Raw genomic sequence first — 24,482 nt, 5'->3', positions numbered from 1 at the left:
CGCCAAGGCGGCCCTGTCAGCGGTGGATAACTATGTCCCTGTGGAAACCTACCGGTTGTCAGCCGCCGTGCGGCGCGGCCAGCACCGGGGTGACCACCACGCCGACAGTTCCGGGCCCCACATGCACCGCGATCACCGGGCCGGGGTCAGCAATCTCGATGCTCACCACTTCGGCGGGCGTATCCACCAACCGGGCCTGCAGTTCTTCCCGCAGGTCAGCGGCCGCCTGCGCGGCGGCCACGTGGTGCACGATCAAACGCACCGGCCCCGGGGAGGAGCGCGGCACCTTCTTCGTACCACCTGCGGCCTGCGCCACGGCCTCCACCAGGTGCCGCCGGGCCCGGACCCTGCCCCGCACCAACTCGCGCACACTGATGCGCCCATCCGCGATGGTCAATAGGGGACGCACCCCGAGCGCCGCCCCCAGCAGCGCGCTGGCCGCCCCCACCCGTCCTCCCCGGTGCAGGTGTCCCAGGTCCTCCACCAGAAAGAAGACCTGCGAGCGGGTGCTTACGGCCCGGGCCGCCGCCTCCACCAAGCGGGCCGACTGTCCCGCCTGCGCTAGGCGCGCCGCCGCGAGCGCCGACTGCCCCAGCCCGGCCCCCAGGGTGCGGGAATCTAGCACGCGCACGCCCTGCCCCACCGCCTGGGCCGCCCGCAGCGCGGCCTCGTATGTCCCCGACATGTCGGCGGACATGTGCACGCTGACGATCTCCCGCATCCCGGCCGTGCGGGCAGCGCGCATCGCCGCCTCGAACTGGGCAGGTGTCGGCTGCGAGGTAGTCAGGGTGCGCCCCGCTTCCAGCGCCGCCACCACCGCCCCGGTGTTGGGCGCTACTGCTTGTCCCGTCTCGTCCAACACCGCCAGCGGCACCACCCCTATTCCGCAGGCGGCCGCCACCTGCGGGTCGAGACCCGCAGTCGAATCAGTTAACACGGCAACGGTTTGCACAGGACTAACGGTAATAACTTTCCTGCGCCGACGGTGAGCGATCAATAGACTGGACGCATGAGTGAATCCCAATCTGCGGAAATTGCCCGCCTGCGCGCCGAGGTTGCCGCGGCTGAGGCCGAGGCCCTGCGCGCTGAAGCGGAGGCGAAGAAGGCCGCGCTCGCGGCGGCGTTGGCTGGGCAGGCGGCAACCCCCACCCCCCAGGCCGCAGAGCAGACCCCAGCGGCGGGTGAGGCCGCCCCGCCCGCTGCGTCACCTGCTGCCGACGCGCCCGCCCTCGCAGGGCCCGCGGAGCCGCCCGCCCCCGCAGGGCCCGCGGAGCCGCCCGCCCCGGAGGTCACGGGCTATGCCGCCACCGTGCAGGCGGGCTATCCCACCAGTGGGGTGCTGCCGCTGGGGGCTTTCCTGGATGGTGAGCAACCGGTGGCTGCCGTGCCCATCGGGCTACCGCTGGCCATGCTTAATCGCCACGGCTTGGTGGCCGGGGCCACCGGTACCGGTAAGACCCGCACCCTGCAGCTGCTCGCCGAGGGGTTGTCCGCTGCCGGCGTGCCGGTGTTTCTGACGGACATCAAAGGGGACCTGACGGGCTTGCTGGAGGCTGGGCAGGGTTCGGACAAGCTCCTGGCCCGCACGCGGGCGCTGGGGCAGGAGTGGCAGGGCCAGGCTTTCCCCGTTGAACTTGTCAGCCTCGGCGGGCAGGGACTGGGTGCCCCCATCCGCACCACCGTCACCGATTTTGGGCCGCTGCTGCTGTCGAAGGTGCTGGGCTTGAACGAAACCCAGGAATCCAGCCTGTCCATGATCTTCCACTGGGCCGACCAGCAGGGCCTAGAACTGGACGACATAAAGGATCTGCGGGCCCTGGTCACTTACCTCACGGGCGAAGGCAAGGAGGATCTGGCCGAGATCGGCGGCATCTCCTCTGCCACCGCCGGGGTGATCTTGCGGGAGATTTCGGCGTTGCAGGCCCAGGGGGCGGACGATTTCTTCGGCGAGCCTCCGTTCGATACCGCCGATCTGCTCCGCACCACTGCCGACGGACGCGGCGTGATCACGGCCTTGGAGCTGCCCAGTCTGACCGACCGCCCGGCGTTGTTCTCCACGTTCGTGATGTGGTTGCTGGCCGATCTCTTCACGGGCCTGCCTGAGGTGGGCGACGCGGACAAGCCCAAGCTGGTCTTCTTCTTCGACGAGGCCCACCTGCTGTTCAAGGACGCCTCGAAGGAATTCTTGAACCAGGTGGTGCAGACGGTGCGGCTGATCCGCTCCAAGGGGGTCGGCATCGTGTTCGTCACCCAGACCCCGGGGGATGTGCCCGGCGAGGTATTGGCGCAGTTAGGGGCCCGGGTGCAGCACGCCCTGCGGGCCTTCACCCCCGCCGATGCGAAGAAGCTCAAGGAAACGGTGGCCACCTTCCCGGCCTCCCCCCTGGACCTGAACGAGATACTGCCGTCCCTGGGCACGGGGGAAGCTATCGTCACGGTCCTGAACGCCAAGGGGGTGCCCACGCCGGTGGCCCCCACCCGCCTGTACGCCCCGCAAGCCGTCATGGGGGTGGCTTCCCCGGGGGTGGCTGAGCGGGTGGTCGCGGCTTCTCCCTTGCAGGCTCGCTACGGCACGGCCGTCGACGACGTCTCCGCCTACGAGAAGCTGGCCGACATGGCCACCGAACGGGCCAAGCAGGCGGAGGAGGCTGCCCGGGCCGCTGCCGAAGCCAAGGCGCAGGCCGAGCTAGCCAAGCAGGCGCAAAAGGAACTGGCGGCGATGGAGAAGGCCGAGGCCAAGCGGCAAGCCGAGGCGGAGAAGGCGGCCCGCAAGGCCGCCGAGCAGGCCGAGAAGGAACGGGCTAAGGCCGCCGAGAAGCGGAAGCGGCCGATCGAGAATTTCCTGAAGTCCGTCGGTTCCCAGCTCGGGCGCGAAATCACCCGCAGCATCTTCGGCACCCGACGGCGCCGCCGCTAACCGCAGTGGAAGCGGGCGGGATGCAGTGTTCCCGCCCGCTTCCATTTTTACGCCCCGCGGTAGACCAGGGCCGCATCTAGTACCGCCGAATGCCCGGGCGCCAACGCCACGGCCCGGCCTGTCTCGGCGCGGTTGAAGGCATTGGTCACGAACTGGCAGGGTTCGATCGCCAGCGACTGGCGGCGGCGCACCTGCAGGGTGTCGCCCGTGAAGATGTGGACGATCCCCTGGCCGCGCCGCTGGGTGGCGGTGCGTTGCTCCAGCGTGACACTGGCCCCGTCCGGCCCCACCAGCAGGGAGCGCACCAGGCCATCGGCGTCGGCCACTAGGTCGGTGTAGGCGGTGTCTATGATCGCCTCCCCAATCGGCGCCAACTCCACCGGCAGGGCGGTGGGCACGTAGGCGTCGTCGCCCAGCAGCGGGATGAGGGCGTCGTCTACCGCTACCCGGGCCCGTGCCGGGATTGCCACCCGCAACTCGTCCACGTTGCCGAGCTGCACATACGGGTGCCAGCCGATGCCCACCGGGGCGCGGCGCGTGCCCACATTGGTGGTCACCAGGTGTGCCTCCAGGCGCTGCCCGCCGCGCGGGCCCACAGCAAGGCGATAAGTCACCGCCACCGTCACCGGGAAGGGATAGCCCGCCTGGGGCGCGACCGAGGTGGCCAGCGTCAGCGAGTTGTCGGTGGCCTCGGTCAGGGTGAAGTCTTGGTCGCTGACCAACCCGTGAATGGCCTCGCGGGAGCCGTCGGCGGCGGGCCCCAGATCGTAGTGCTGGTCTGCGAACGTGTAGCAGGCGTCGTGGATCCGATTGGACCAGGGGGCCATGACGGCGCTGCGGGCACCATGCCCGGCCTCCAGCTCGGCGTCGTCGCGGTAGCCGTCAATAAGTTCCCGCGGCCCGGCCGGGGTTGCCACCCGCCACGACACCACGGTGGCGCCCCGGGCGGCAACCTCCAAGCGGGCACCCTCGTGCCTAATGATCCAGGTTTCGTTCTTCCAGTCGCCCCGCTCGGCCACGGCTCCTCCTCGTCGAGTTTGATGCCCCCAGCCTACTGGGCGGTGGCCCCTCCTGGATGCTTCCGCGCACGCCGCTCGGCCTCCGCCGGCCCAGCACGAGGGCGGCGGAGGCCGGGCAGCGTCCTAAGACTTGGGTGGGACGATGTTGACCAGGCGCGGGGCACGCACCACGACCTTCGCCGGGGCCCGGCCGTCCAGTAGCTTGGCGACCCCCGGCTCGGCCAGCGCCAGCGCCGTCAGCTCGTCGTCACTAATGCCGGGCGCCACCTCCAGCTTGGCGCGCACCTTGCCCGCCACTTGCACGACACAGGTCACCAGCTCCTCGACCAGGTAGGCCGGATCGGCTTGCGGGAAGGGCACGTAAGCCAAGGTCTGGGTGTGGCCCAGGCGGGACCACAGTTCCTCCGCCACGTGCGGCGCGAAGGGAGCGAGCATGAGCACGAGCGCTTCGGCGACTGGGCGCGCCACCCGCTTCTGGCCCGTTAGGTGGTTGTTGAGCACGATCAGCTTGGCAATCGCCGTGTTCATGCGCAGGCCGTCCAGGTCCTGGCCCACCCCGGCGATCGTCTTGTGCAACAGCCGGGTGGTGGCTAGGTCGGCGGGCTCGTCAGTGACGGTCACCGCGCCCGTCTCCTCGTCAATGATGTTGCGCCACAACCGTTGCAGGAATCGGAACGAGCCGACCACGGCCCGGGTCTCCCACGGGCGCGACTGGTCGAGCGGCCCCATGGACATCTCGTAGAGCCGGAAGGTGTCGGCCCCATATTCGGCGCACATCTCGTCGGGCGTGACGATGTTCTTCAGCGACTTGCCCATCTTGCCGTACTCGCGCTTGACGGGCTGGCCTTGCCAGGTAAACCCGGTGCTTTCGTCGCCCTCGACCTCGTCGGCCGGCACGTACTGTCCCCGCTCGTCCTTGTAGGCGTAGGCCTGAATGTAGCCCTGGTTGAACAGGCGGTGGAAGGGCTCGCAGGAGGTCACGTGCCCCAGGTCGAACAAGACCTTGTGCCAGAACCGGGCATAGAGCAGGTGCAGCACGGCGTGCTCCACGCCGCCGACGTAAAGATCGGCCCCGCCCGACACGTTGCCCCGCGCGGGCTGCGGCCCCATCCAGTAGGCCTCCTCGGCGGCCCCCACGAACCGGTCGGGGTTGGTGGGATCGAGGTAGCGCATCTCGTACCAGCACGAACCGGCCCAGTTCGGCATCGTGTTGGTCTCGCGCCGGTAGGTCTGCTCGCCGTCCCCCAGGTCCAGGCGCACCTCCAGCCAGTCGGTGGCCCGCCCCAGCGGCGGCTCCGGCTCAGAGTCAGCATCGTGGGGATCGAAGGTGCGCGGGGCGTGATCGGCCAGTGCGGGCAAATCGACGGGCAGCATGTCGGCAGGCAGGCTGTGGGCGTGTCCTTGCGCGTCATAGACGATGGGGAAGGGCTCGCCCCAGTACCGCTGGCGGGAGAAGAGCCAGTCGCGCAGGCGGTAGGTCACCGTCGGCCGCCCCGCTCCCTTCGTCTCCAGCCAGGCCGTCATCGCCGCCTTGGCCGCGTCCTTGTCCAGTCCGTTGAGGCTGACCTCGGCGTTAGCGGAATCGACCACCACGCCGTCGCCGGTGTAGGCACCCTGGGTGAGGTCGGGACCGTACGGGTCGGCGGCCGGGCCGATGGTGCGAACGATGTCCAGGTTGAACTTGGTGGCAAACGCCCAGTCCCGCGCGTCGTGCCCCGGCACCGCCATGACCGCGCCGGTGCCGTAATCCATCAGCACATAGTCGGCGATGAAGACCGGCAGCTGCTTGCCGGTGGCCGGGTTGGTGGCCCACAGGCCGGTAAAGACCCCGGTCTTATCCCCCGCCCCCTCGATGCGTTCCTGTGGCGTCTTGGTGGCGGTGGTGGCCCGGTAGGCGGCCACGGCCTCGACCGGGGTGGCAAAGCCGCCGGTCCACTGCGGCCGCGTGCCGTCGGGCCACTGGCGCGGCACCTCCAAAGCCGCGGCGTCGTCGCTGCGCCCCGCGACCGTGCCCCCCAGCAGCGGGTGCTCGGGAGAAAACACCAAGAAGGACGCCCCGAACAGGGTGTCGGGCCGCGTGGTGTAGACCGTCACCTCGCTGCCGTTTACGCCGTCGCCGTCGATGTTGAAGTCGACATCGGTGCCTTCGGAGCGCCCCACCCAATGCCGCTGCATCATCTTGACTTTGTCGGGCCAGTCCAGGATGTCTAGGTCATCTACCAGCCGATCACCGTAGGCCGTGATTCGCATCATCCACTGGCGCAGGCGCCGCTGAAAGACCGGGAAATTGCCGCGTTCGGAGCGGCCCTCCGCCGTGACCTCTTCATTGGCCAGCACGGTGCCCAGGCCCGGGCACCAGTTGACTGGCACCGACGATACGTAGGCCAGTCGGTATTCCTCCAAGAGGTTGTACCGCTGGGTGGCATCCAGCTCGTCCCACTGCCAACCACCGGGGACCGGACGCTGCCCGCTGGCAAACTCGGCTTCCAGCTCACTGATGGGGCGGGCCTTGCCCGCCTGGGAGTCGTACCAGGAGTTGCGGATCTGCAGGAAGATCCACTGGGTGAACTTCACGAACTCGCGGTCGGTGGTGGCCAGCGAGCGGCGGGGATCGTGGGCCAAGCCGAGGCGCCGTAGCTGGGCCCGCATGTTGGCAATGTTCTCTTCCGTGGTCTCGCGCGGGTGCCGCCCGGTCTGCAGCGCGTACTGCTCGGCAGGCAGGCCGAAGGCATCGTAGCCGAGCGTGTGCAGCACGTTCTTGCCGCGCATACGTTGGTAGCGGCCGACAACGTCGGTGGCGATGTAGCCCAGCGGGTGCCCCACGTGCAGCCCCTTGCCCGACGGGAAGGGGAACATGTCTAGGAGGAAGAACTTCTCTTGCTCGGTGCCCGGATCTGTGGGGGTTTCGACGTGGAACGTGCCGCGCTCCTCCCACCGCTCTTGCCAGTCCTGCTCAAGCTGCCCGGCCAACTGCGCGGTGTAGCGGAAGGCGGGCACACTCGGCTCCGAGACAGTCATCGTTTCTCCTTGCTATTCGGCCTTGGAGCAGCATCCTAGGCGGTGGCGGGCCCAAAGGTCGCACAGTGTCCAGCCCCGCAATGGCACACTGTGAGCATGAGCACTGTCTTCTCCCAAATCATCGCCGGTAATATTCCCGGCTACTTCGCGTGGGCAGACGAGACCTGCGTCGCGTTTGCCACCATCGCCCCCGTGACCGATGGCCACCTGCTGGTGGTGCCCCGCGCCGAAGTGGAGCGCTACACGGCGGCCGACGATGCCACCCTGGCTCACCTGGCGGTAGTCGCCGGGCGTATCGGCCGGGCGCAGGAGGAGGCGTTGGGTTGCCTGCGCGCGGGGATCGTGGTGGCCGGGTTCGAAGTCCCACACCTGCACGTGCACGTGGTGCCCCTATGGGAGGAGGGACAACTGACGCTAGCCCGCGCCCGCACAGACGTGCCGCCCGCGCAGATACAGGCGGCGGTAGACAAGGTACGTTCGGCGCTGCAGGCCGCCGGGTGGGGCGAGTTCGTGCCCGCCGACGCCACCCGAGTGGCGGGGTAGCTAAGGATGGCAACACCTATGCAATACTCCCGGCAGCTGTTGCACGAGCTCAGAGGCTACCTGGCCGGATTCGCTGTTTTAGCGCTGGTGGGTGCGCTCGCCCTGCCGCTAATCACCGGTTACTCGAAGCGCCAGGACGGGGGCCTGGAGGCCGTCCATTTACTGGAACTGATCTTCAATTTGGATGGCCTGTACCCTGTCCCCGGTTCCGACCCGGACACAAACATTGCCATCCGGGTGGCGGCCGCGCTCGCGCTTCTTATCCCCCTGGCTTTGCTGCTGACCCCCCAATACGTTTCTCACCCCACCGACAGGGCTGCGTCTGCAACCAGCATCACAGTGGGGCTCTTTCTCCAGTTTGTGTGCCTGTCGCTGTGTTGGCTCTACACGTGGCACTTGACGTGGAACGAATCCGGTCACCTGTCTATCGTCTCGTGGGGGCCGGGCATGTTTTGTCTGACGGCGGCCCACTTGCTGGTAGCCCTGCGCATCAACCTCCTGGGACGCCTGTTGCGCTGGATGTCCCAGCCATAAACCCGCCGAGTTCGGGCACGACTGGGAGCATGCACACCCGTGTCTTGCGGCTGCCGCCCTTGCTTACTGCTTCCCCCTCCCTAATCAACGGCCGGGCTTGCGCCCGGGGACGGCAGCCAGAGAGCTGAGGACAAAATGGACAAGTCTTCTCCGACCACCAACCAGCTGATCTTTGAGCTACGGGGCTACCTCAACGTGACAATCGCGCTCCTGTTGCTGGGCTCGCTGTTCCAGCCGCTACTCATCGGCTACCCGTCCCGACGGGACCGGCCGGTGGAGTTCATTCACCTGGCCGAGGTGCTCTATAACCCCACCACCGAGTATCTCCGGGCCACCGACCCCGAACCCAACTGGTTCTTCTGGGCGACAGCCATGCTGGCCTTCTTCTTGCCGCTTGTGCTGCTGCTAACTCCCCAGGACGTCTCTCACCCGCCCCGCCAGTCGGGCAGCAAAAAGTGGGTGAACTTCACCCTCGGACTGCAGGCTAGCTGCTTGGTGCTGCTCTGGTTTTACACCTGGACACTAACGTGGAACACGGAGGAAAATCTGCGCCTGGGTTCATGGGGCGCGGGCATGTTCTGCCTGAGTCTGGCGCACGTGCTGACCTTCTTCCGCACCGTGAGCCTGAACCGCATCCAGCGCCTGGCGGAGAACTACTAGGCCGGGCCCCTACAGCACCAGCATGACCCGGTCCCACAGCAGGGCCAGCACGGTGCCGAACAGGACTAGCAGGAGGCCAACGGCAATAAGCCACCGATTGAGCGTCAGGGCGCGGGTCAGGCCGGGCCCCAGTGGCAGGTGCCGGGCCTGGGCCGCGCGCGCAAAGATATGCGCCGCCAGCACGGTGGACGCCACCCAGATGAACATGCACCACGGGCACAGCGTGCCAAACACGGTGACGGACTGGTGGGCGAAGTAGACAATGTAGGCCAGCAGCACTCCCCCGGCCAGACATAGTCCCCACCACAGCAAACGCGGGAGGCGCCCACCCGCCACCAACACCAGACCCAGGGCCAGCAGCCCCCCGGCGAAGGCCAAGCCGAGCAGGGAATTGGGGATCCCGAAGAAGAGGTGGGCCTGGGGGGTGGTCAGGGACGTGGAGCAACCGATCAGGGGGTTAACATCGCAGGCCAAGTGCCCAGCCGGATCGCGGTAGACCTGCAGCTCGGCAAGCGCCAGCTGCAGGGAGGCAAAGCCGATCAGCAGCGCCGCCACCAGCAACACAACGGAGAACTCGCGGCCCGCACCGCCCGCCAACTGGTGGGCGGTGGGGGCGGCTGGGTCCCGGTATTCCTCTTCCACACCCGACTCTTCTGGCTTGCTCACGACACCAATCCCTTCCCGCGCCCGGCGCGACCGGCGCCCCGGGTTCCTCCCGGACCGCCCCCTAAGTCTGCCAAATTCGTCGCCCCGCCCCCGCCCGCCGCGTGTCGCGCGCCTCACACGGGCACGACTTGGCAGGAAGGCGGCCGGGCGTGTACAGTTTCCACTCGTGCCGCACCGGCACCAAGCGCCATTAGCTCAATTGGCAGAGCAGCTGACTCTTAATCAGCGGGTTCGGGGTTCGAGTCCCTGATGGCGCACCAGGATGGATAACCATCCGCGCGCCATTAGCTCAATTGGCAGAGCAGCTGACTCTTAATCAGCGGGTTCGGGGTTCGAGTCCCTGATGGCGCACCACCCCCGCCTGGCGGGGTTTTCTTTTCTCTGGCACGCTGTGGTGATGCTCAGCCACGTCGAGGTCTATGTGAGTGATCTGCCCACGGCGTGCGCGAGCTTAACCAGAGAGATTTCCCCACGCGGGCGGTCCCAATGTCTACGCGTTTTATGGTGCCAATCCGGACGGAAAAGGTGGAGATCGTCGCCGTTCCCGGAAACACCTCGCGCTAAATCTCCGGGCAGTTAACATCGCAATGAGACAATGGGGCTATGTCCTCTCCTCCTGCTGGTCCTTTAATTGAGGTCCGCGAAGTCGTCAAACGTTACGGTCCCACCACCGCCCTGGACGGGGTGAGCTTGCAGGTGGCCGACGGTGAGGTAGTCGGCCTGCTGGGGGTCAACGGAGCGGGTAAGACCACGCTGATCGAGTCGATCGTCGGGGCCCGGACCCCCGACACCGGGCAGATCACGGTGGCGGGCTACGATCCGCAGCGGCAACGCCCGCAGGCCGCAGCGCAGGTGGCGGTCCAACCGCAGGGTTCGGCCCTGTTCAAGTACCTGACGGTGCGGGAGCACTTGGAGCTGTACGCCGCCCAATACCCCAGTGCGCTGCCGGTGGCCGAGATTCTGTCCGCTGTGGGCCTACAGTCCAAGGCTAAGCGGGCCACCCGCACCCTGTCTGGAGGGCAGATGCAACGCCTGCGCCTAGCGTTGGCCTTGGTGGCGAACACCCCGGTGCTGCTGCTGGACGAGCCGACCGTTGGCCTGGACCCGACGGTCCGCCAGGCCATCTGGGACATCGTGCGCCACCGCAGCGGGCAAGGGGCGCTGCTGCTGGCCACCCAGATGATGGACGAGGCCGAGGCGCTGTGTTCCCGGGTGGTGGTGCTGGACGCCGGGCGGGTGGTCGCCGACGGCACCGTCAGTGAGCTGCTGGCCGCGCACGCGCACGAGGGCGGGGTGGCGTTCACCGCCGATGCCGAGGTGAGCCAGGAGCGGTTGCTGGCGCTGCCGGGGGTGACGTGGGCGTCGGCGCGCAGCTTCGGCCAATCGACCTCGGTGCGCTTGGTGACCAGCGATCAGGAGGCGACCGCCCGCGCCGTGCGGGCCACCGCGTCGTTCCGGGCGTCCCAGTACCGGCAGACCGCCCCGTCCCTGACCGATGTGTTCTTCACCCTGGTGGGTGCCCCGGACGAGTCCGCACTAGAGGAGGAAGCATGAGCAGCTTTTGGGCGGTCACCCGCGCCAGCTTTGCCGAACTGCGGCGCGATCCCCTTGCAACGTTCTTTTCGCTGATTTTCCCGCTGTTTTTCCTCGTCATGTTTTGGTTCCTGCCCTCCTCCCCGGATGCGATGGGGCGGCCCGTGTCTGGCATCGCCCTCGGGGTGCCTGCCGTGTTGACGTTCGCACTGTTGAACCTCGGCACGATCGGGACGGCGGCGGTGCTGACGCAGACCCGCAAGGATGGGGCGCTGCGCAGCCTCGGCATGACCCCGCTGCGGCGGGAGGTATACCTGCTGGGACAGGTGCCGGGCCGGGCCGTGCTGGCCGTGGCGATGGCCCTGCTGCTGGTGGCCGTGGCGGCCGGGACCGGGGTGCTGGACCTGGGGCGCTGGTGGTGGGCGGTACTCGGCCTGGTATGGGGGCTGGCCTGTAGCCTGGCGCTGGGCCTGGCGGCTGCGGCCCGCACCACCAATGTGCAACTGGTGGGCGCGGTCTCGGGGCTGGCGTGCCCAGTGCTGCTCATGGTGTGCGGAGTATTCCTGCCGCTGCACATCTTGCCCGCCGCAGTGGGCACGGTCGCGCGCTTCCTGCCCTTTACCTACGTCGGGGATTGGCTGCGGGCGGGCCTGACCGGGCAGGCGCTGCAGTTTTCGTGGCTGGCGGGGCTGGCGGTGTGCACGGTGTGGACGGGGCTTGGGGCCCTGGCCGCCTGGTATTTCTTCCGCTGGGAAGGTGGCCGCAGCTAACTAGGTGGGCGAGTTGCGGGGTGCTTTACTTCCCCGCAACTCGCCCACCTTGGTACCCCCACCGTCGTCTCAGCGTTCCTTCCGGTTGGCCAACATGTCGGCGGCGACGGCCACCAGGACCACTAGCCCCTTGATGGACTGTTGCCAGGCCGAGTCCACGCTCATGATCGACAGCCCCATATTCAGTACCCCCATGATGAGGGCCCCGATGATGGCGCCGGAGATCTTGCCCTTGCCGCCGGAAACCGCCGTCCCGCCGATGAACGCCGCCGCGATGGCGTCCAGCTCGTAGACGGTCCCGGCGGTGGCGACGGCCGCTCCCGCCCGGGCCGTGGTGATGATGCCCGCCACCGCGGCTAGCAGCCCCATGTTGACGAACACCAGGAAGTCGACCCGCTTAGTCTTCACCCCGGACAGGCGGGCGGCGGCCAGGTTGCCGCCGACAGCGTAGATGTGGCGCCCAAACACGGTGCGGTTCATCACGAAGGTGTACAGCAGCACCAGGGCAGCGATGATGAGCAGCACGATCGGGGTGCCCCCGTTGGACAGGGACAGCCGGTAGGTCAGGTAGGCCACCAACAGGCCAATGATGGCGGTGCGGGCCAGGAACGCCCACTTGGCCTCTACCACCTGCCCGGTCTTGACGATGCGCGCGCGGCTGGTCAGGGCCGCCCAGACAATACCCGCCAGGGCCACTCCGCCCGCCAGCAGGGTGAAAACGTCGAGGTCGCCCACATAACCCAGCAGACTCGGCACCGAACCGTTAGCGATCTTGACAAAGTCGGCCGACCGCACCGTCGTCGTCTCTTCCACTAGCACGATGGCTAACCCGCGGAAGATCAGCATGCCCCCCAGGGTGACGATGAAGGCGGGCACCCCAATGTAGGCGACCCAAAAGCCTTGCCAGGCTCCGATTAGCAGGCCGAGGAGTAGCGCCAGGCCAACGGCGGCGGGCCAGGACCAATCGGCCTTGGCCATCACCAAGGCCGCCACCCCACCCACGAATGCCACCACGGAACCCACCGACAAGTCGATGTGGCGGGCGATGATGACCATCGTCATGCCGATGGCCAGCACCATCACGTAGGCGTTTTGTTGAATCAGGCTGGCCACGTTGTTGGGGGCCAAGAGCCGCCCGGCGGTCAGGAAGTTGAACAGCACCACGATGGCGAATAGGGCCAGTAGGATGCCGTACTGCTGCAGGTTGACGCCCCAGGCCCGGGGCGTGGTCGCGCTTTTCATTGGGGCGCCCTTTCCTTTTCTTTTGTCATCAGTTGCATCAGTTGCTCCTGGGTCGCGCCTGCCCCCGGCACGCAGCCGGTGATGCGTCCGGCGCTCAGGGTGTAGATGCGGTCGCACAGCCCCAACAGCTCGGGCAGCTCGGAAGAAATCACCAACACCCCGCGCCCGGCGGCGGCCAGGTCCTGGATGATCTGGTAGATCTCGTACTTGGCGCCGACGTCGATGCCACGGGTGGGCTCATCCAACAGCAGCACCTCGGGGTCCGTGAACATCCACTTGGCGAGCACGACCTTCTGCTGGTTGCCGCCGGACAGCGACGCCACCGGCGCTTCCAGGGAGGCCGCCTTGATCCGCAGCTCGTCGCGGTACTTCTCAACGACCTGTTGTTCCTTCCCCTGGTTCAGGACCCCGGAGCGGGAGACCTTGCCCAGGGCAGCGGCCGTCATGTTGCGGGCGATGCTGGCGATCAGGTTCAACCCCAGGGACTTGCGGTCCTCCGGTACGTATGCCAGGCCCGCGGCGATTGCTTTGGGCACCGTGGCGGTGGAGACGACCTGGCCGTGCATCTTGACCCGGCCGCTGATGCCGGTACCCCACGAGCGCCCAAAGACACTCATCGCGAGCTCGGTGCGCCCGGCGCCCATGAGCCCGGCCACCCCGACTATCTCTCCGGCGTGCACGCTGAGGTTGGCGTGATCCACCACCCGGCGGGTGGGGTCGAGGGGATGGCTGACGCACCAGTCCTCGATCTCCAGCAGTGGCTCGCCGATTTGGGGAGTGCGGGTGGGGAACCGCCCCGCCAGCGGGCGGCCCACCATCATGCGAATGATCTCGTCCTCGGTGACCGGCTGCGGCCCCCGCATGGGACGGGTGGCAATGGTTTGGCCATCGCGCAGCACGGTCACCGAGTCGGCGATTGCTTCGATCTCGTTGAGTTTGTGGGAGATGACGATCATGGTCACGCCCTCGTCCCGCAACTGGCGCATCAGCCCCAGCAGGTGGGCAGAATCCTCGTCGTTGAGCGCCGCCGTCGGCTCATCCAAAATGAGCAGCTCGACGTCCTTGGACAAGGCCTTGGCAATCTCCACCAGCTGTTGCTGCCCGACCCCTAGATCTTTAATCAAGAGGCCCGGGTCCAGCGGCAGCCCCACCTGGTCCAGCAGCGTGCGGGCTGCAGCGTTGGTGGCGGCCCAGTCGATAATGCCGCGGCGCTGCTTTTCTGCGCCGAGGAAAATATTCTCGGCCACGGACAGGTAGGGCGAGAGAGCCAACTCCTGGTGGATGATGACTATGCCCTGCCGCTCGGAGTCCCGAATGTTTTTGAAGTGGCATTCCTGTCCGCGGTATTCGACAGTGCCGTCGTAGCTGCCTGCGGGATAGACCCCGGACAGCACGTTCATGAGCGTGGATTTTCCAGCGCCGTTCTCACCGCAGATGGCGTGGATCTCCCCGCGGCGCACCGTCAGGTTGACCTCACTTAGGGCCCGCACGCCGCTGAAGGCCTTAGTGATGTCACGCATCTGCAAAATGGTGTCTACCCCGGTCATAACTGGTCCTTACAGCCCGAGTTCCTCGGCCTGGTAGTAACCGGAGTCGACCAGCAACTCCTTGACGTTGTCCTTGGTTACCACCTGCGGCTCGATCAGGAAGGACGGCACGACCTTCTTGCCGTTTTCGTAAGACTTGGTGTCGTTGACGGTGACTTCTTCTCCCTTGACGATCTGGTCGACCATCTTGGCCACCTGAGTGCCGAGCTTGCGAGTGTCCTTCCACACCGTCATGGTCTGCTTGCCGTTGATGATGTTTTGCACGTTGGCGAGGTCGGCGTCCTGCCCGGTGATGACCGGCAAGTCGGTGGCGGAATAGCCCGCGGATTCCAGGGCCTGGGTGATACCCAAAGCCAGGGCGTCATTGGGGGCCAGCACCGCCTGGACCTTTTTGTCCTGGTAGAAGGAGTTCAACCGGGTTTCCATCTCCGCCTGGGCGGCGGGGGCCATCCATGCCTGAATACCGATGGATTGCCAATCATCTACGCTCTTCGGGGCCTTCCCGGAGGGCACCACCAGTACCCCGGATTCAACGTAGGGGCTGAGCTGATCCCAGGCCCCGGCGAAGAAGAACTTGGCGTTGTTGTCGTCGGGCGATCCCGAGAAGGGTTCGAGGTTGAAGGGCCCTTTATTGTTGGCGAGGTCGAGGGTTTTGACGATGTACTCGCCCTGGAGCTTGCCGACCTGGTAGTTGTCGAAGGTGGCGTAGTAGTCGACGGCTTCGCTGTCCCGGATCAGCCGGTCGTAGGCGATGACCTTGATGCCAGCAGCGGCGGCTTGGTCGAGCACGGGCGCTAGCGCCGAGCCGTCGATCGAACCGACAACGAGGACGGCCGGGCCTTCGTTGATCATGTTTTGGATTTGGGAGATCTGCTGTTCGACCTTATTGTCGGCGAACTGCAATGTGGTGTCGTAGCCGAGGGCCTCCAGTTCCTTCACCAGGTGCTCCCCGTCGCGCGACCAGCGTTCCAGGGACTTGGTCGGCATTGAGATGCCGACGAGTTTGCTGCCGGGGGCGGCGTCGGCGGGGGCACTGGCGGCCGAGCCGTCAGCGGCGGGTTGGGTCTTGGCGGAGCTGCGTTCGGCAGAGCAGGCGGTCAGGCCGGCCAGCAGACACAGGGAGGCCATAAACGCCAGGGGGCGAGCGATGGCACGCTGCATGGGTTTCTCCTTTGGTATATCCGACGTGGGCGATGGGCCCGCGCGGGGGTCAGTGGTGGTGCAGCACAGCAGCTGCTTGCTTGGCGGCACCCAAGGCCACGTATTGGCCAGGAGCGGGAACGTCGACGGGCACGCCGAGCGCGGCCGGCAGCAGCGCCCGCACGGCGGGGGAATTGGCTCCGCCGCCCACGAGTTTGACCCGGTCGAGCTCCACGCCGCAGGCCTGAATGGCCGCGGCGGCGCCCGCCAGCAGGTCGCACAGGCCTTGCACGGCGGCGCGCGCCAGGGGCGCGGGGCGCCAGTTTTGTAGCGTCATGCCAGTCAGGCTGGCGGTGGCATCGGGCAGGTTGGGGGTGCGCTCCCCCTCGAAGTACGGAGTCAGTTGCAGGCCGCCGGTGTCGGGCACGGACAGGGCGAGTTCGTCGAACTCGGCCAGGTTGACCCCGAGGAGGGCGGCCGTCGCCGACATCACGCGGGCCCCGTTCAGGGTGCACGCCAGCGGCAGGTAGTGGCCGGTGGCATCCATGAAGCCGGTGACCACCCCGTGGGGGTCTAATACCGGCTCCCGCGAGACAACAGCCACAACCCCGGAGGTGCCCAGGGAGACCGAGGCCTGCCCGGGTTGCAAGTCCAGGCCGAGGGCGGCCCCGGCGTTGTCGCCGCAGCCCGGGCCCAGCAGTGTGCCGGCACGCAACCCGATCTCGGGCACGGCGCGGGCAACCTGCCCGGCCACGGCGGCGGGCGCCACGACGCGCGGCAGCTGCAAGGCAGTCACGGCGGTCGGGCTGCTCCCCAGGGCGTGGGCCAGCAGATCGTGGCGGTAGGTGGCGGTGTGCACGTCGAGGTAGCCGGTGCCCGACGCATCGGAGCGGTCCGTGTAGAGGTCAGTCAGCTGCTGGCTGCCCAGCAGTCGCCAGCTCAACCAGTCATGGGGCAGGCAGATGGCGGCGGTGCGCGCCAGGGCCTCCGGTTCGTGGGTGGCGATCCAACGCAGTTTGGCCACCGTCAGGGACGCCACCGGCACCGAGCCCGTGGCCTGTATCCAGGTGTCGGCCCCCAGCTCCGCCACCAGCTCGCTGGCAGCCTGGGCACTGCGCGTGTCGTTCCACAGCAGCGCGGGCCGGATGACGGCACCGTCGGCGTCCAGCAGCACCAGTCCGTGCTGCTGTCCGGCCACCGACAGGGCCGCCACGTCGTCCAAGCCGCCGGCCGCCTGCGCGGCGACGCAAAACGCCTCCCACCAGGCCTGCGGGTCGACTTCCGTGCCCTCCGGATGGGGCGCGGTGCCCTCCCGCACGACCTGGCCAGTCTGCGGGTCCCAGACGATGACTTTGCACGATTGCGTGGAGGTGTCCACGCCCGCCACTTTGCTGCTCATGGCTAGCCGATCAGGTGCCGCATGGCGTGCTGGTACAGCTCCACGAAGTGGTACTCCCGCTCGGCCAGGGCCTCGATGTCCGGGGCGGGACTGGCCAGCAGGTCCTCGATGCTTTCGTCTGGGTCCAGCGTCGGGTTAGCTAGTTCGTAGACTCCGGCGGCGGTCAGGAGCCGCTCGGTGTACTGGTCGGCCCGGAAGGCTTCGGCCTTGGCCTTTAGCCGCAGGAACATCTCCATGTTGGCCGCGGCCGTCTGCCAGATGCCTTCCATGCCCTCGGTGCGGGAGGGCTTGTAGTCGAAGTGGATGGGGCCGGTGTAGCGCGGCCCGCCGCCGGGGAAGCCGTTGACGAGCAGGTCAACGGTGAAGAAGGCCGAGGATAGGTCGCCGTGCCCGAAGACCTTGTCTTGGTCGTACTTGATGCCGGACTGGCCGTTGAGGTCGATGTGGAAGAGCTTGCCGGCGTGCAGGGCTTGGGCGAGGCCGTGGGTGTAGTTCAGGCCGGCCATCTGCTCGTGTCCGGTTTCGGGGTTGAGGCCGACGATGTCCCCGTGTTCCAGCTCGGCGATGAGTCCCAGCGCGTGACCGACGGTGGGCAGGAAGATGTCGCCGCGGGGCTCGTTGGGCTTGGGTTCGAGGCCGATGCGCAGCTCGTAGCCCTGGCTCTTGATGTAGGCCGCGACGGTGTCCAGGCCTTCGCGGTAGCGGTCCAGGGCCGCGTTTAGGTCTTTGGAGCTGTCGTATTCGGCCCCCTCGCGGCCGCCCCACATGACGAAGGTGGTGGCCCCCATCTCGGCGGCCAGGTCGACGTTGCGCAGCACTTTTTGCAGGGCGAAGCGGCGGATGGCGCGGTCGTTGTTGGTGAGGGCGCCCTCTTTAAAGATGGGGTGGGAGAAGGTGTTGGTGGTCACCATCTCGATGACCAGCTCTGCGGCGTCGCACGCTGCCTTCAGCCGGGAGGTGCGCTCGGTGCGCTCGGCCTCGGAGGCGTCGAAGGCAAAGACGTCGTTGTCGTGGAAGGTGATGCCCCAGGCGCCGAGTTCGGCGAGCCTGGTGGCGTATTCCTCCGGCTCCAGCGCGGGCCGGGTGGCGTCGCCGAAGGGATCGGCGGCTTGCCAGCCGATGGTCCATAGCCCGAAGGAGAATTTGTCGGACTTTTGGGGTGTGAACTCTACTGTCATGGCGGGGCCCCTTTGCTCGGCATGAGTGACTCGTGCCACTCTTTTTGTTCATTGCCTAAACTAAAGAGGTGATGTGCGTCATGTCAAGGGGTGGCGGGGGACAGTTTTCCGCGGTCGCCGCCTAGTTCTCCGCGCGCCCCTGCCGCCAGTAGCCCATGAAAGCCACGCTGCGCCGATCGATCCCCCACTGCCCCACCAACTGGCGGCGCATTTGTTTGACCGCCCCCGCCTCTCCCGCCAGCCAGGTGTACAGGCTGGTGTAGCTGAGTGCCGCCCCACCTTTGGCATGTCGCGGCACTTCCCACAGCAGGTCCCGGTCGACGTCTATCTCGGCGACCGCGTGCGGCACCCCCGGGGGCACCAACTCGGCAGCGGCCTGCGCCACCGCGGTCGTCAACCACTCCCCGTGGCGTTGCCCGGCGCGGGCGCACACCCGCACTTCTAGCCCCGGGTGGTGCGGCAGATAGGCCGCGTCGCGCGCCTGTGGCACCTCCACCACCGCGATGCCGCGGGCACCAGCGGGCAACTGCTCCAGGATGACGGCGATCGCGGGGGCCGCGGTCTCGTCGCCTCCGAGGAGGAAGGCGTCAGTCTGGGCAGGCGGCACGAAGTCCACCCCTAGGCCCGGGCTAGCCGCGCCGCGCACCGGCCCGACCAAAGCCACCTCATCCCCCACCCGCGCCGCGTTGACCCACCGGGCCGCCGGACCGAGCGGGCTGTGCACCACCATGTCAACGTCTATCTGCCCCGCATCAGCGCGCACATCGCGCACCGTATAGGTCCGCACCACGGGGCGCGTGGCAGGCGCCCAGGCTAACCACGCTTGATACCACTGCTCCGCAGCGGCAAGTTCCCGCACGCCCGCCGCGCCGCTGGCTCCCGGTAGCACCAGTTTGATGCGCTGATCGAAGTGTGCGTCAGCAAAGTGGTGCGCATCCGGCCCGGTGAAAGTAAACCGGCGGAAGGACGGGGTTATCTCCGTGATTGCCGCCACGCGCACCACGAACGGCCGATATACCTCACGCATGGGCCACCTGCCCGGCGGCGTGGTGGCGGCCCTGCGGGATCAGCAGCGGTGTGCCCGCCACGGGATCGGTGATCACGGTGGCCGCCAATCCAAAGACCTCAGCGATCAGCGGGGCAGTGACTATCGCGGTCGGTGGACCGCTCGCCACAATCTTGCCTGCCCGCATCGCCACCATGTGGTCCGCGTAGCGGGCGGCCAGGTTGATGTCGTGCAGCACCATCGCAATGGTGGTTCCCCGCTCCCGGTTGAGGTCAGTCAGGAGGTCCAGCACCTCGATCTGGTGCGCCAGGTCGAGGAAGGTCGTGGGCTCGTCGAGCAGCAACACATCCGTCTGCTGTGCGAGCGCCAAAGCGATCCACACCCGCTGCCGCTGCCCACCGGATAGCTCATCAACGGCGCGATCCGCCAGTGCCAACGTCTGGGTGGAGCGCAGCGCCTCCTCCACGATGGCGGTATCGGTGGCGCTCCAGGCGCGAAAGAGGCGCTGGTGTGGATGGCGGCCCCGGCTGACCAGGTCTGCCACCGCTATCCCTTCCGGCGCCAGCGGCTGTTGGGGCAGCAGCCCCAACTGGGTGGCCAGGGTCTTGGTGGGCAGCTCGCTTATGGCTCGCCCGTCGAGCAAAACCGTGCCCGCGGCGGCAGGCAGCACCCGCGCCATAGTCTTCAACAACGTGGACTTACCGCACGCATTGGCCCCCACGATCACGGTGACCTTGCCAGCGGGAATGTCCACATCCACCCCGCGCACCACCTTAACTGCCCCGTATCCTGAGACCAGATCGGTGGTGCGCAAAGTGCGAGCCGTCGCGGCTTTAGCGCTCATGCGAGGTTTCCTTGCTTGTTGAAACGAATGAGTTGGGCCAGCAGGTAGGGGGCGCCGACGAGGCCCGTGACCACCCCGACCGGCAACCGAGTGGGCAGGAGGTGCTGGCCGATGAGCTCGGCGCCGAGCACGAGGACGGCCCCCATATAGGCGGCGGGCAGCAGCAGGGTCAGATCTGTGCGCCCCACCAGGCGCGCCACGATGGGACCGGCCAGGAATGACACGAACGCGATCGGACCGGTGGCGGCGGTGGCGAAGGACACCAAGGTGACCAACGCCAACACTAGGCACAGCCGCAACCGCTCTACCTTTACCCCCAGACCGATGGCGGCCTCATCCCCGAGCGAGAACAGGCGCAGCTGGCGCCGGGCGCTGAGCAGCCAGCCGCCCGCGAGCACCAAGACCGGGAGCAGCAGCGGGACTTGCTGCCAGTCGGCGTGCGCCAGGGAACCAGACAGCCAGACCAGGGCGTCGGCAACGTCGTACACCTCCGCCTTTTGCTGGAGATAGGCGATAAAGGAGGTGAACATGGCCGCGATGCCGATGCCGATGAGGATGAGTCGGCCGCCCAGCGCCGAGCCGCGCCCCGCCAGCAGGTAGATCAGGAGGGCCGTGGCCAGGCCGCATGCCACCGCCAGCAGGTTGACTCGCATGCCGCTCCACCCCAGGACGAGGATGGCAAACACGGCCGCGGCGCTGGCTCCGGAGGAGATGCCGATGAGGTCGGGGCTAGCCAGTTGGTTACGCAGCAGGGTCTGGCTCGTGGCCCCCGCCAAGCCGAAGGCCGCCCCGGCCGCTAGCCCGAGGATGGCCTTGGGGAGCCGGACCTCCCCGATGATGTACGAGGCCCCCCGCACTTGCTCCCCCCGCAGCACGGCTAGGGCCTGGCCGGGGTGGAAGGTCTGGTCCCCGTAGAGCAGCATGGTCCACCACAGGGCGATGGCCAGGCACCCCAGCCCGCAGGTGACCAGCAGGTAGCGGCGCCGGCGGGCGCGGCGTCCTGGTTCGATGCCGAGGGTAGTTGTCATAGTTCTCGCACCTTGGTGGTCCGCACGATGTAGATGAGCACGGGGGCGCCCAGGAAGGCGGTGATGATGCCCACGGCGATTTCGTCTGGTCTATTAACAATTCGCCCGATGGTGTCGGCTCCCGTCAGCAGGGCCGCCCCGACCAGCGCGGTCAGCGGCAAGACTCGTCGCTGATCGGGGCCCACCACCAGCCGCACCACGTGCGAGACCAGGAGGCCCACGAAGCTGATGGGACCGGCCACGGCCGTCACCACCGCACACAATGTCACCCCCGCCCCGGCCGCCAACAGCCGGGTGCGGGCCACTGACACTCCCAGGGCGGTGGCCATCTCGTCGCCGAGCGCCAACGAATTCAACGCGCTCGCGCAGGCGCAGGCCACCAGTAGGGCGGTGAGCATGAACGGGGCGACGGTGAGCAGGGTCTGCCAGGTGCCGCGCCCGAGGGAACCGATGGCCCAGAAGCGAAAGTCGTCCAGCCCGGCGGCGCGCGGCAGGCGAATGATGGTGATGACGCTGGACAGGGCCGCGGTGGTCGCCACCCCGGCCAGGGCGAGCTTGATGGGGGTCGTGCCGCCGGGGCCGAGCGAGCCGAGCGTGTAGACCAGGCCCGCGGCGAGGGTAGCGCCCAGGAGAGCAACCCACAGGGTGGAAAACAGGGAGCTGAGCCCGGCAAAGGCGATGCCGCTGACGACCGCCAGCGACGCCCCCGTGTTGACCCCGAGGATGCCCGGATCGGCGATGGGGTTTCGGGTGACCGCCTGCATTAGGGCCCCGGAGACCCCGAGGCAGGCCCCACAGCACAGGGCGATGGCAGTGCGGGGTAGGCGCTCAGCGACGGCCAGGGCGCCAATGTCGGAGCCCTGGCCGCTGATGCCCGCCCAGATCTCCGCCAGGCCGACCACCCGCGCCCCAAAGGCGATGGAGGCGAGGGCGCTCAGGCCTAGGCAGGCGATCGCCAGGAGGACCCACCAGCCAAAACGCTGGAAAGCCCGCTTGGTCACTTGGCCTTATCGGCGGCGGCGGCGATCTTCTCCAGGTACTGCGTCAACCCCCACGGGATGGACAGCGGACTGGGGTTGGTGGAGGCGGCCAGGGCATTGTTGTCCCCGACAAAGGCCACCGCACCGTTCTTGATCGCGGGGATCGTGCCCAGCAGCTTGTCGGCCTGGTAGGCGGGCAGGTCCGCCTCGGTGCCGTACATGACGATCAGGTCGATGTCCGCCAGTTGGTCAGCGTGCTCGGCGCTGAGCTGGACAAAGAATGAGTCGCTGGCCTTGGAAGCCTGGGCAACCGACGGCGGCACCGCCAGTCCGAGGTCCGCCAGGAAAGCGGTGCGCGGGTCTGCGGTGGTGTAGTAGCCGATCTTGGACAGATCCTGGGGCGAGCCGTAGAAGAAGGCCGCCCGTTTGCCCGCAATCTGGGGGAACTTGGCCGTCGCGGTGGCAATTTGTTTCTCCAAATCCGCCACCAGTTTCTCGCCGTCTTCCGCCCGGTTGATGGCGGTGGCGTTCATCTTGATGTAGTCCCGCCACGGGGTGCCCCAGGCGATTGTCGGGTAGGCGACGGTCGGGGCGATCTTGGCGAGCTTGTCGTAGTCCTCCTTGGTCAGCCCCGAGTAGGCGGCCAGGATGACGTCGGGTTCGGTCGCGGCCACCGCCTCGAAGTCGATGCCGTCCGTTTCGTCGAACAGCACGGGCTTGCCCCCCTGCTTCTCGACGGCTTCCTTGGTCCAGGCCAGCATGCCGGAGCCGTCCTCCACTCCCCAGGACTGGGCGGCAAAGCCGACGGGCATGACCCCGAGGGCGAGGGGAACGTCATGGTTGGCCCAGTTGACCGCGGCCACCCGTTCCACCTGGGCGGGAATCGTCGTCTCCCCGAAGGCGTGTTTGATCGTGGCGGGGGCAGCAGCGGAGGCAGCGGCAGCCGTGGGAGCAGCGGGGGAATCGGTTTGGCTAGCGCAGCCGACGGTGGCCAACGCGGTGGCCAGGAGGAGGGCGCTTGTACGCAGACGCATGGAGTACCTTTCACACGAGCACAGATTTAGAAAGATGAGGCTAACCTAATTGGCGGGCGCGACAAGGCCTTGGCCGAGTCGACTTTCGCCTACCGTTACCGGCCCCTTGCCGTGGACAATCCGCGCCGTTGCAGGCCCCGGACGCAAATTTGGCGATGCCTTAAACTAATCCGCGTGAGTAACGTCACGCGCGAGGAGGCGAGGGGATGAAACCCGGCAGTGATGCCATGCGGGCCGAGCACCTGCGGGCGATGAACATGCGGTTAGTGCTCTCCCACGTGCTCATGACCGGGGAATACGCCGCCCCCTCTCGGGCGCAGGTGGCCACCCAAACCAACCTCACCCGCGCCACCGCCACCTCCCTCGTCGACGAGCTGGTCGCCAGCGGACTCCTGCAAGAGATGCCGCGCCCGCGCGCCAACGGTCCCGGTAGACCTGCCCTCGGGCTGACTGGTAGTCCCAACATTGTCGGGCTGGGAGCCGAAATCGGGGTTGACGGGTTGCGGGTGGTGGCCACCAACCTCGCCGGACACGAACTGGTGGGCCACAGCCAGGCCCACAACTTGGTCGGCTCCTCCCCCCAACAGGCCCTCACCCCGCTGGCGCGCCTGCTCACCGAGGTCATCCAGGCGTTGCCCACCACCGCGCGCCTAGTGCGCCTGACGGTGGCCGTCCCGGGCCTGGTAGACACCGCCCAAGGCCGCCTGCTGGAGGCCCCCAACCTCGGCTGGCACGACGTGGACCTCGCGGCGGCCCTCGCCCAGCGCCTGCCCCTCCCGCTGCCCGTCACGGTCGACAACGAAGCCAACCTGGCGGCCCTCACCGTCGCCCAGCGCGCCCCCGGCGCCCCCAGCCCGAACCAAAGCTTCGCCTTTCTCTCCGGCTCCATCGGTATCGGCGCGGCGCTGGTGGCCGACGGGCAAGTCATGCGCGGGCGACACGGCTGGGCCGGTGAGATCGGGCACCTGACGATCGATCCGGCGGGCCCGGACTGTCGCTGTGGTTCGACCGGCTGCCTGGAGAGGTACGTGGGGGCCGAGGCGCTGGTGCCGTTGCTGACCCACCCCTCCCCCATCGTCCCGCCCCCAACCGCCGGGCGCCCCCTGGATCCGCGGTCCGTCAGCGACTGTGCGCAGGCCCTCGGCATCGCGGTGGCCGCCCTCGTGAATTTGTTTGACATCCCGCAGGTGGTGCTCGGCGGGCACCTGGCCGAGCTGCTGTCCGCCCACGAGCCTCTCATCCGCGCCACCCTGGAGCGCCGCTCGATGGGTGCCCGCCGCCGCCGCGTCACCCTGGCTCCCTCCCGCCTCGGGCCGACCACGGTGGCGGTGGGGGCGTCGTATGCCGCCCTGGCCGACCTAATCGCCCACCCGCACTGCTACCTGGGCGACCAGCCGCCCAGGACGGCGGAAAATAACGGGTGA

At 67.7% G+C, this 24,482-nt stretch carries 21 protein-coding genes and 2 tRNA genes; 9 read left to right on the top strand and 14 right to left on the bottom strand.

Features of this window, described 5'->3' with window-relative positions:
- Positions 1 to 58 precede the first annotated feature (58 nt).
- Entirely contained in the window at positions 59 to 952 is an 894-nt protein-coding gene (locus tag BSZ40_RS03490) for a DegV family protein (RefSeq protein WP_073823392.1), read from the bottom strand.
- Positions 953 to 1,009: 57 nt separating this feature from the next.
- Here BSZ40_RS03490 and BSZ40_RS03485 point away from each other — a divergent pair, with 57 nt between their 5' ends.
- Entirely contained in the window at positions 1,010 to 2,917 is a 1,908-nt protein-coding gene (locus BSZ40_RS03485; protein ID WP_073823390.1) for a helicase HerA-like domain-containing protein, read from the top strand.
- 47 nt (positions 2,918 to 2,964) lie between these two features.
- Here the strand turns inward: BSZ40_RS03485 and BSZ40_RS03480 are convergent, their stop codons facing one another.
- Both BSZ40_RS03480 and BSZ40_RS03475 read right to left on the bottom strand, forming a co-directional pair.
- Positions 2,965 to 3,936 (bottom strand): aldose 1-epimerase, encoded by a 972-nt coding sequence (locus BSZ40_RS03480; RefSeq protein ID WP_073823388.1) that lies wholly within the window; start codon positions 3,934 to 3,936, stop codon positions 2,965 to 2,967.
- A gap of 123 nt (positions 3,937 to 4,059) precedes the next feature.
- A complete protein-coding gene (locus BSZ40_RS03475; protein ID WP_073823386.1) occupies positions 4,060 to 6,954 on the bottom strand; it encodes a leucine--tRNA ligase in 2,895 nt (964 codons plus the stop codon).
- Between the two features lie 96 nt (positions 6,955 to 7,050).
- Between BSZ40_RS03475 and BSZ40_RS03470 the strand changes: the two genes are divergently transcribed.
- The 3 genes from BSZ40_RS03470 (at position 7,051) to BSZ40_RS03460 (ending at position 8,691) form a co-directional block, all read left to right on the top strand.
- Positions 7,051 to 7,497 carry an HIT family protein gene (locus BSZ40_RS03470; RefSeq protein ID WP_073823384.1) on the top strand — a complete coding sequence of 149 codons (447 nt, stop codon included), beginning with the start codon at positions 7,051 to 7,053 and terminating at the stop codon, positions 7,495 to 7,497.
- Positions 7,498 to 7,515: 18 nt separating this feature from the next.
- Complete coding sequence (locus tag BSZ40_RS03465; RefSeq protein WP_073823382.1) at positions 7,516 to 8,031, top strand: hypothetical protein; 516 nt, start codon at positions 7,516 to 7,518, stop codon at positions 8,029 to 8,031.
- A 135-nt stretch (positions 8,032 to 8,166) separates the two neighbouring features.
- Complete coding sequence (locus BSZ40_RS03460; protein WP_073823380.1) at positions 8,167 to 8,691, top strand: hypothetical protein; 525 nt, start codon at positions 8,167 to 8,169, stop codon at positions 8,689 to 8,691.
- A gap of 9 nt (positions 8,692 to 8,700) precedes the next feature.
- On the opposite strand, the gene BSZ40_RS03455 is transcribed toward BSZ40_RS03460, so the two are convergent.
- Positions 8,701 to 9,357, bottom strand: a complete 657-nt coding sequence (locus BSZ40_RS03455; RefSeq protein ID WP_158020859.1) for a vitamin K epoxide reductase family protein — start codon at positions 9,355 to 9,357, stop codon at positions 8,701 to 8,703.
- Positions 9,358 to 9,541: 184 nt separating this feature from the next.
- Between BSZ40_RS03455 and BSZ40_RS03450 the strand changes: the two genes are divergently transcribed.
- The 4 genes from BSZ40_RS03450 to BSZ40_RS03435 all read left to right on the top strand — a co-directional run bounded on the left by BSZ40_RS03450 (position 9,542) and on the right by BSZ40_RS03435 (position 11,660).
- Positions 9,542 to 9,617, top strand: a tRNA-Lys gene (locus BSZ40_RS03450).
- An 18-nt stretch (positions 9,618 to 9,635) separates the two neighbouring features.
- A tRNA-Lys gene (locus BSZ40_RS03445) sits at positions 9,636 to 9,711 on the top strand.
- A gap of 249 nt (positions 9,712 to 9,960) precedes the next feature.
- On the top strand, positions 9,961 to 10,911 hold the full coding sequence (locus tag BSZ40_RS03440; protein WP_073823378.1) for an ABC transporter ATP-binding protein: 951 nt from the start codon (positions 9,961 to 9,963) through the stop codon (positions 10,909 to 10,911).
- On the top strand, positions 10,908 to 11,660 hold the full coding sequence (locus BSZ40_RS03435) for an ABC transporter permease (RefSeq protein ID WP_073823376.1): 753 nt from the start codon (positions 10,908 to 10,910) through the stop codon (positions 11,658 to 11,660). Before BSZ40_RS03440 ends, BSZ40_RS03435 begins: the two co-directional genes overlap by 4 nt.
- A gap of 69 nt (positions 11,661 to 11,729) precedes the next feature.
- Here BSZ40_RS03435 and mmsB read toward each other — a convergent pair whose 3' ends face one another.
- The 10 genes from mmsB to BSZ40_RS03385 form a co-directional block, all read right to left on the bottom strand.
- The gene (gene mmsB / locus BSZ40_RS03430; protein WP_073823374.1) at positions 11,730 to 12,902 is read right to left on the bottom strand and encodes a multiple monosaccharide ABC transporter permease; all 1,173 of its coding nucleotides are present in this window, start codon (positions 12,900 to 12,902) and stop codon (positions 11,730 to 11,732) included.
- Entirely contained in the window at positions 12,899 to 14,449 is a 1,551-nt protein-coding gene (mmsA, locus tag BSZ40_RS03425; protein ID WP_073823372.1) for a multiple monosaccharide ABC transporter ATP-binding protein, read from the bottom strand. Before mmsA ends, mmsB begins: the two co-directional genes overlap by 4 nt.
- 9 nt (positions 14,450 to 14,458) lie before the next feature.
- A complete protein-coding gene (gene chvE / locus BSZ40_RS03420) occupies positions 14,459 to 15,610 on the bottom strand; it encodes a multiple monosaccharide ABC transporter substrate-binding protein (protein WP_073823370.1) in 1,152 nt (383 codons plus the stop codon).
- A 49-nt stretch (positions 15,611 to 15,659) separates the two neighbouring features.
- Positions 15,660 to 16,988, bottom strand: a complete 1,329-nt coding sequence (gene xylB, locus BSZ40_RS03415; protein WP_073823368.1) for a xylulokinase — start codon at positions 16,986 to 16,988, stop codon at positions 15,660 to 15,662.
- A gap of 2 nt (positions 16,989 to 16,990) precedes the next feature.
- Positions 16,991 to 18,166, bottom strand: coding sequence for a xylose isomerase (xylA, locus tag BSZ40_RS03410; protein WP_073823366.1), 1,176 nt, complete (start codon positions 18,164 to 18,166; stop codon positions 16,991 to 16,993).
- Between the two features lie 121 nt (positions 18,167 to 18,287).
- A complete protein-coding gene (locus tag BSZ40_RS03405) occupies positions 18,288 to 19,193 on the bottom strand; it encodes a siderophore-interacting protein (RefSeq protein WP_073823364.1) in 906 nt (301 codons plus the stop codon).
- Positions 19,186 to 20,016, bottom strand: a complete 831-nt coding sequence (locus BSZ40_RS03400) for an ABC transporter ATP-binding protein (protein WP_073823362.1) — start codon at positions 20,014 to 20,016, stop codon at positions 19,186 to 19,188. Before BSZ40_RS03400 ends, BSZ40_RS03405 begins: the two co-directional genes overlap by 8 nt.
- Positions 20,013 to 21,044, bottom strand: a complete 1,032-nt coding sequence (locus tag BSZ40_RS03395; protein ID WP_073823359.1) for a FecCD family ABC transporter permease — start codon at positions 21,042 to 21,044, stop codon at positions 20,013 to 20,015. The genes BSZ40_RS03400 and BSZ40_RS03395 overlap by 4 nt, the downstream gene beginning before the upstream one ends.
- Positions 21,041 to 22,045, bottom strand: a complete 1,005-nt coding sequence (locus BSZ40_RS03390) for a FecCD family ABC transporter permease (RefSeq protein WP_073823357.1) — start codon at positions 22,043 to 22,045, stop codon at positions 21,041 to 21,043. Before BSZ40_RS03390 ends, BSZ40_RS03395 begins: the two co-directional genes overlap by 4 nt.
- The gene (locus BSZ40_RS03385; RefSeq protein WP_073823355.1) at positions 22,042 to 23,058 is read right to left on the bottom strand and encodes an iron-siderophore ABC transporter substrate-binding protein; all 1,017 of its coding nucleotides are present in this window, start codon (positions 23,056 to 23,058) and stop codon (positions 22,042 to 22,044) included. The genes BSZ40_RS03390 and BSZ40_RS03385 overlap by 4 nt, the downstream gene beginning before the upstream one ends.
- 206 nt (positions 23,059 to 23,264) lie before the next feature.
- Between BSZ40_RS03385 and BSZ40_RS03380 the strand changes: the two genes are divergently transcribed.
- The gene (locus tag BSZ40_RS03380) at positions 23,265 to 24,482 is read left to right on the top strand and encodes an ROK family protein (RefSeq protein ID WP_073823353.1); all 1,218 of its coding nucleotides are present in this window, start codon (positions 23,265 to 23,267) and stop codon (positions 24,480 to 24,482) included.

The sequence above is a fragment of the Buchananella hordeovulneris genome, assembly GCF_001907235.1.
GTDB classification, from domain to species: domain Bacteria; phylum Actinomycetota; class Actinomycetes; order Actinomycetales; family Actinomycetaceae; genus Buchananella; species Buchananella hordeovulneris.
Note: the sequence above shows the minus strand (reverse complement) of the source record. Positions and strands in the feature narration are given on the sequence as shown.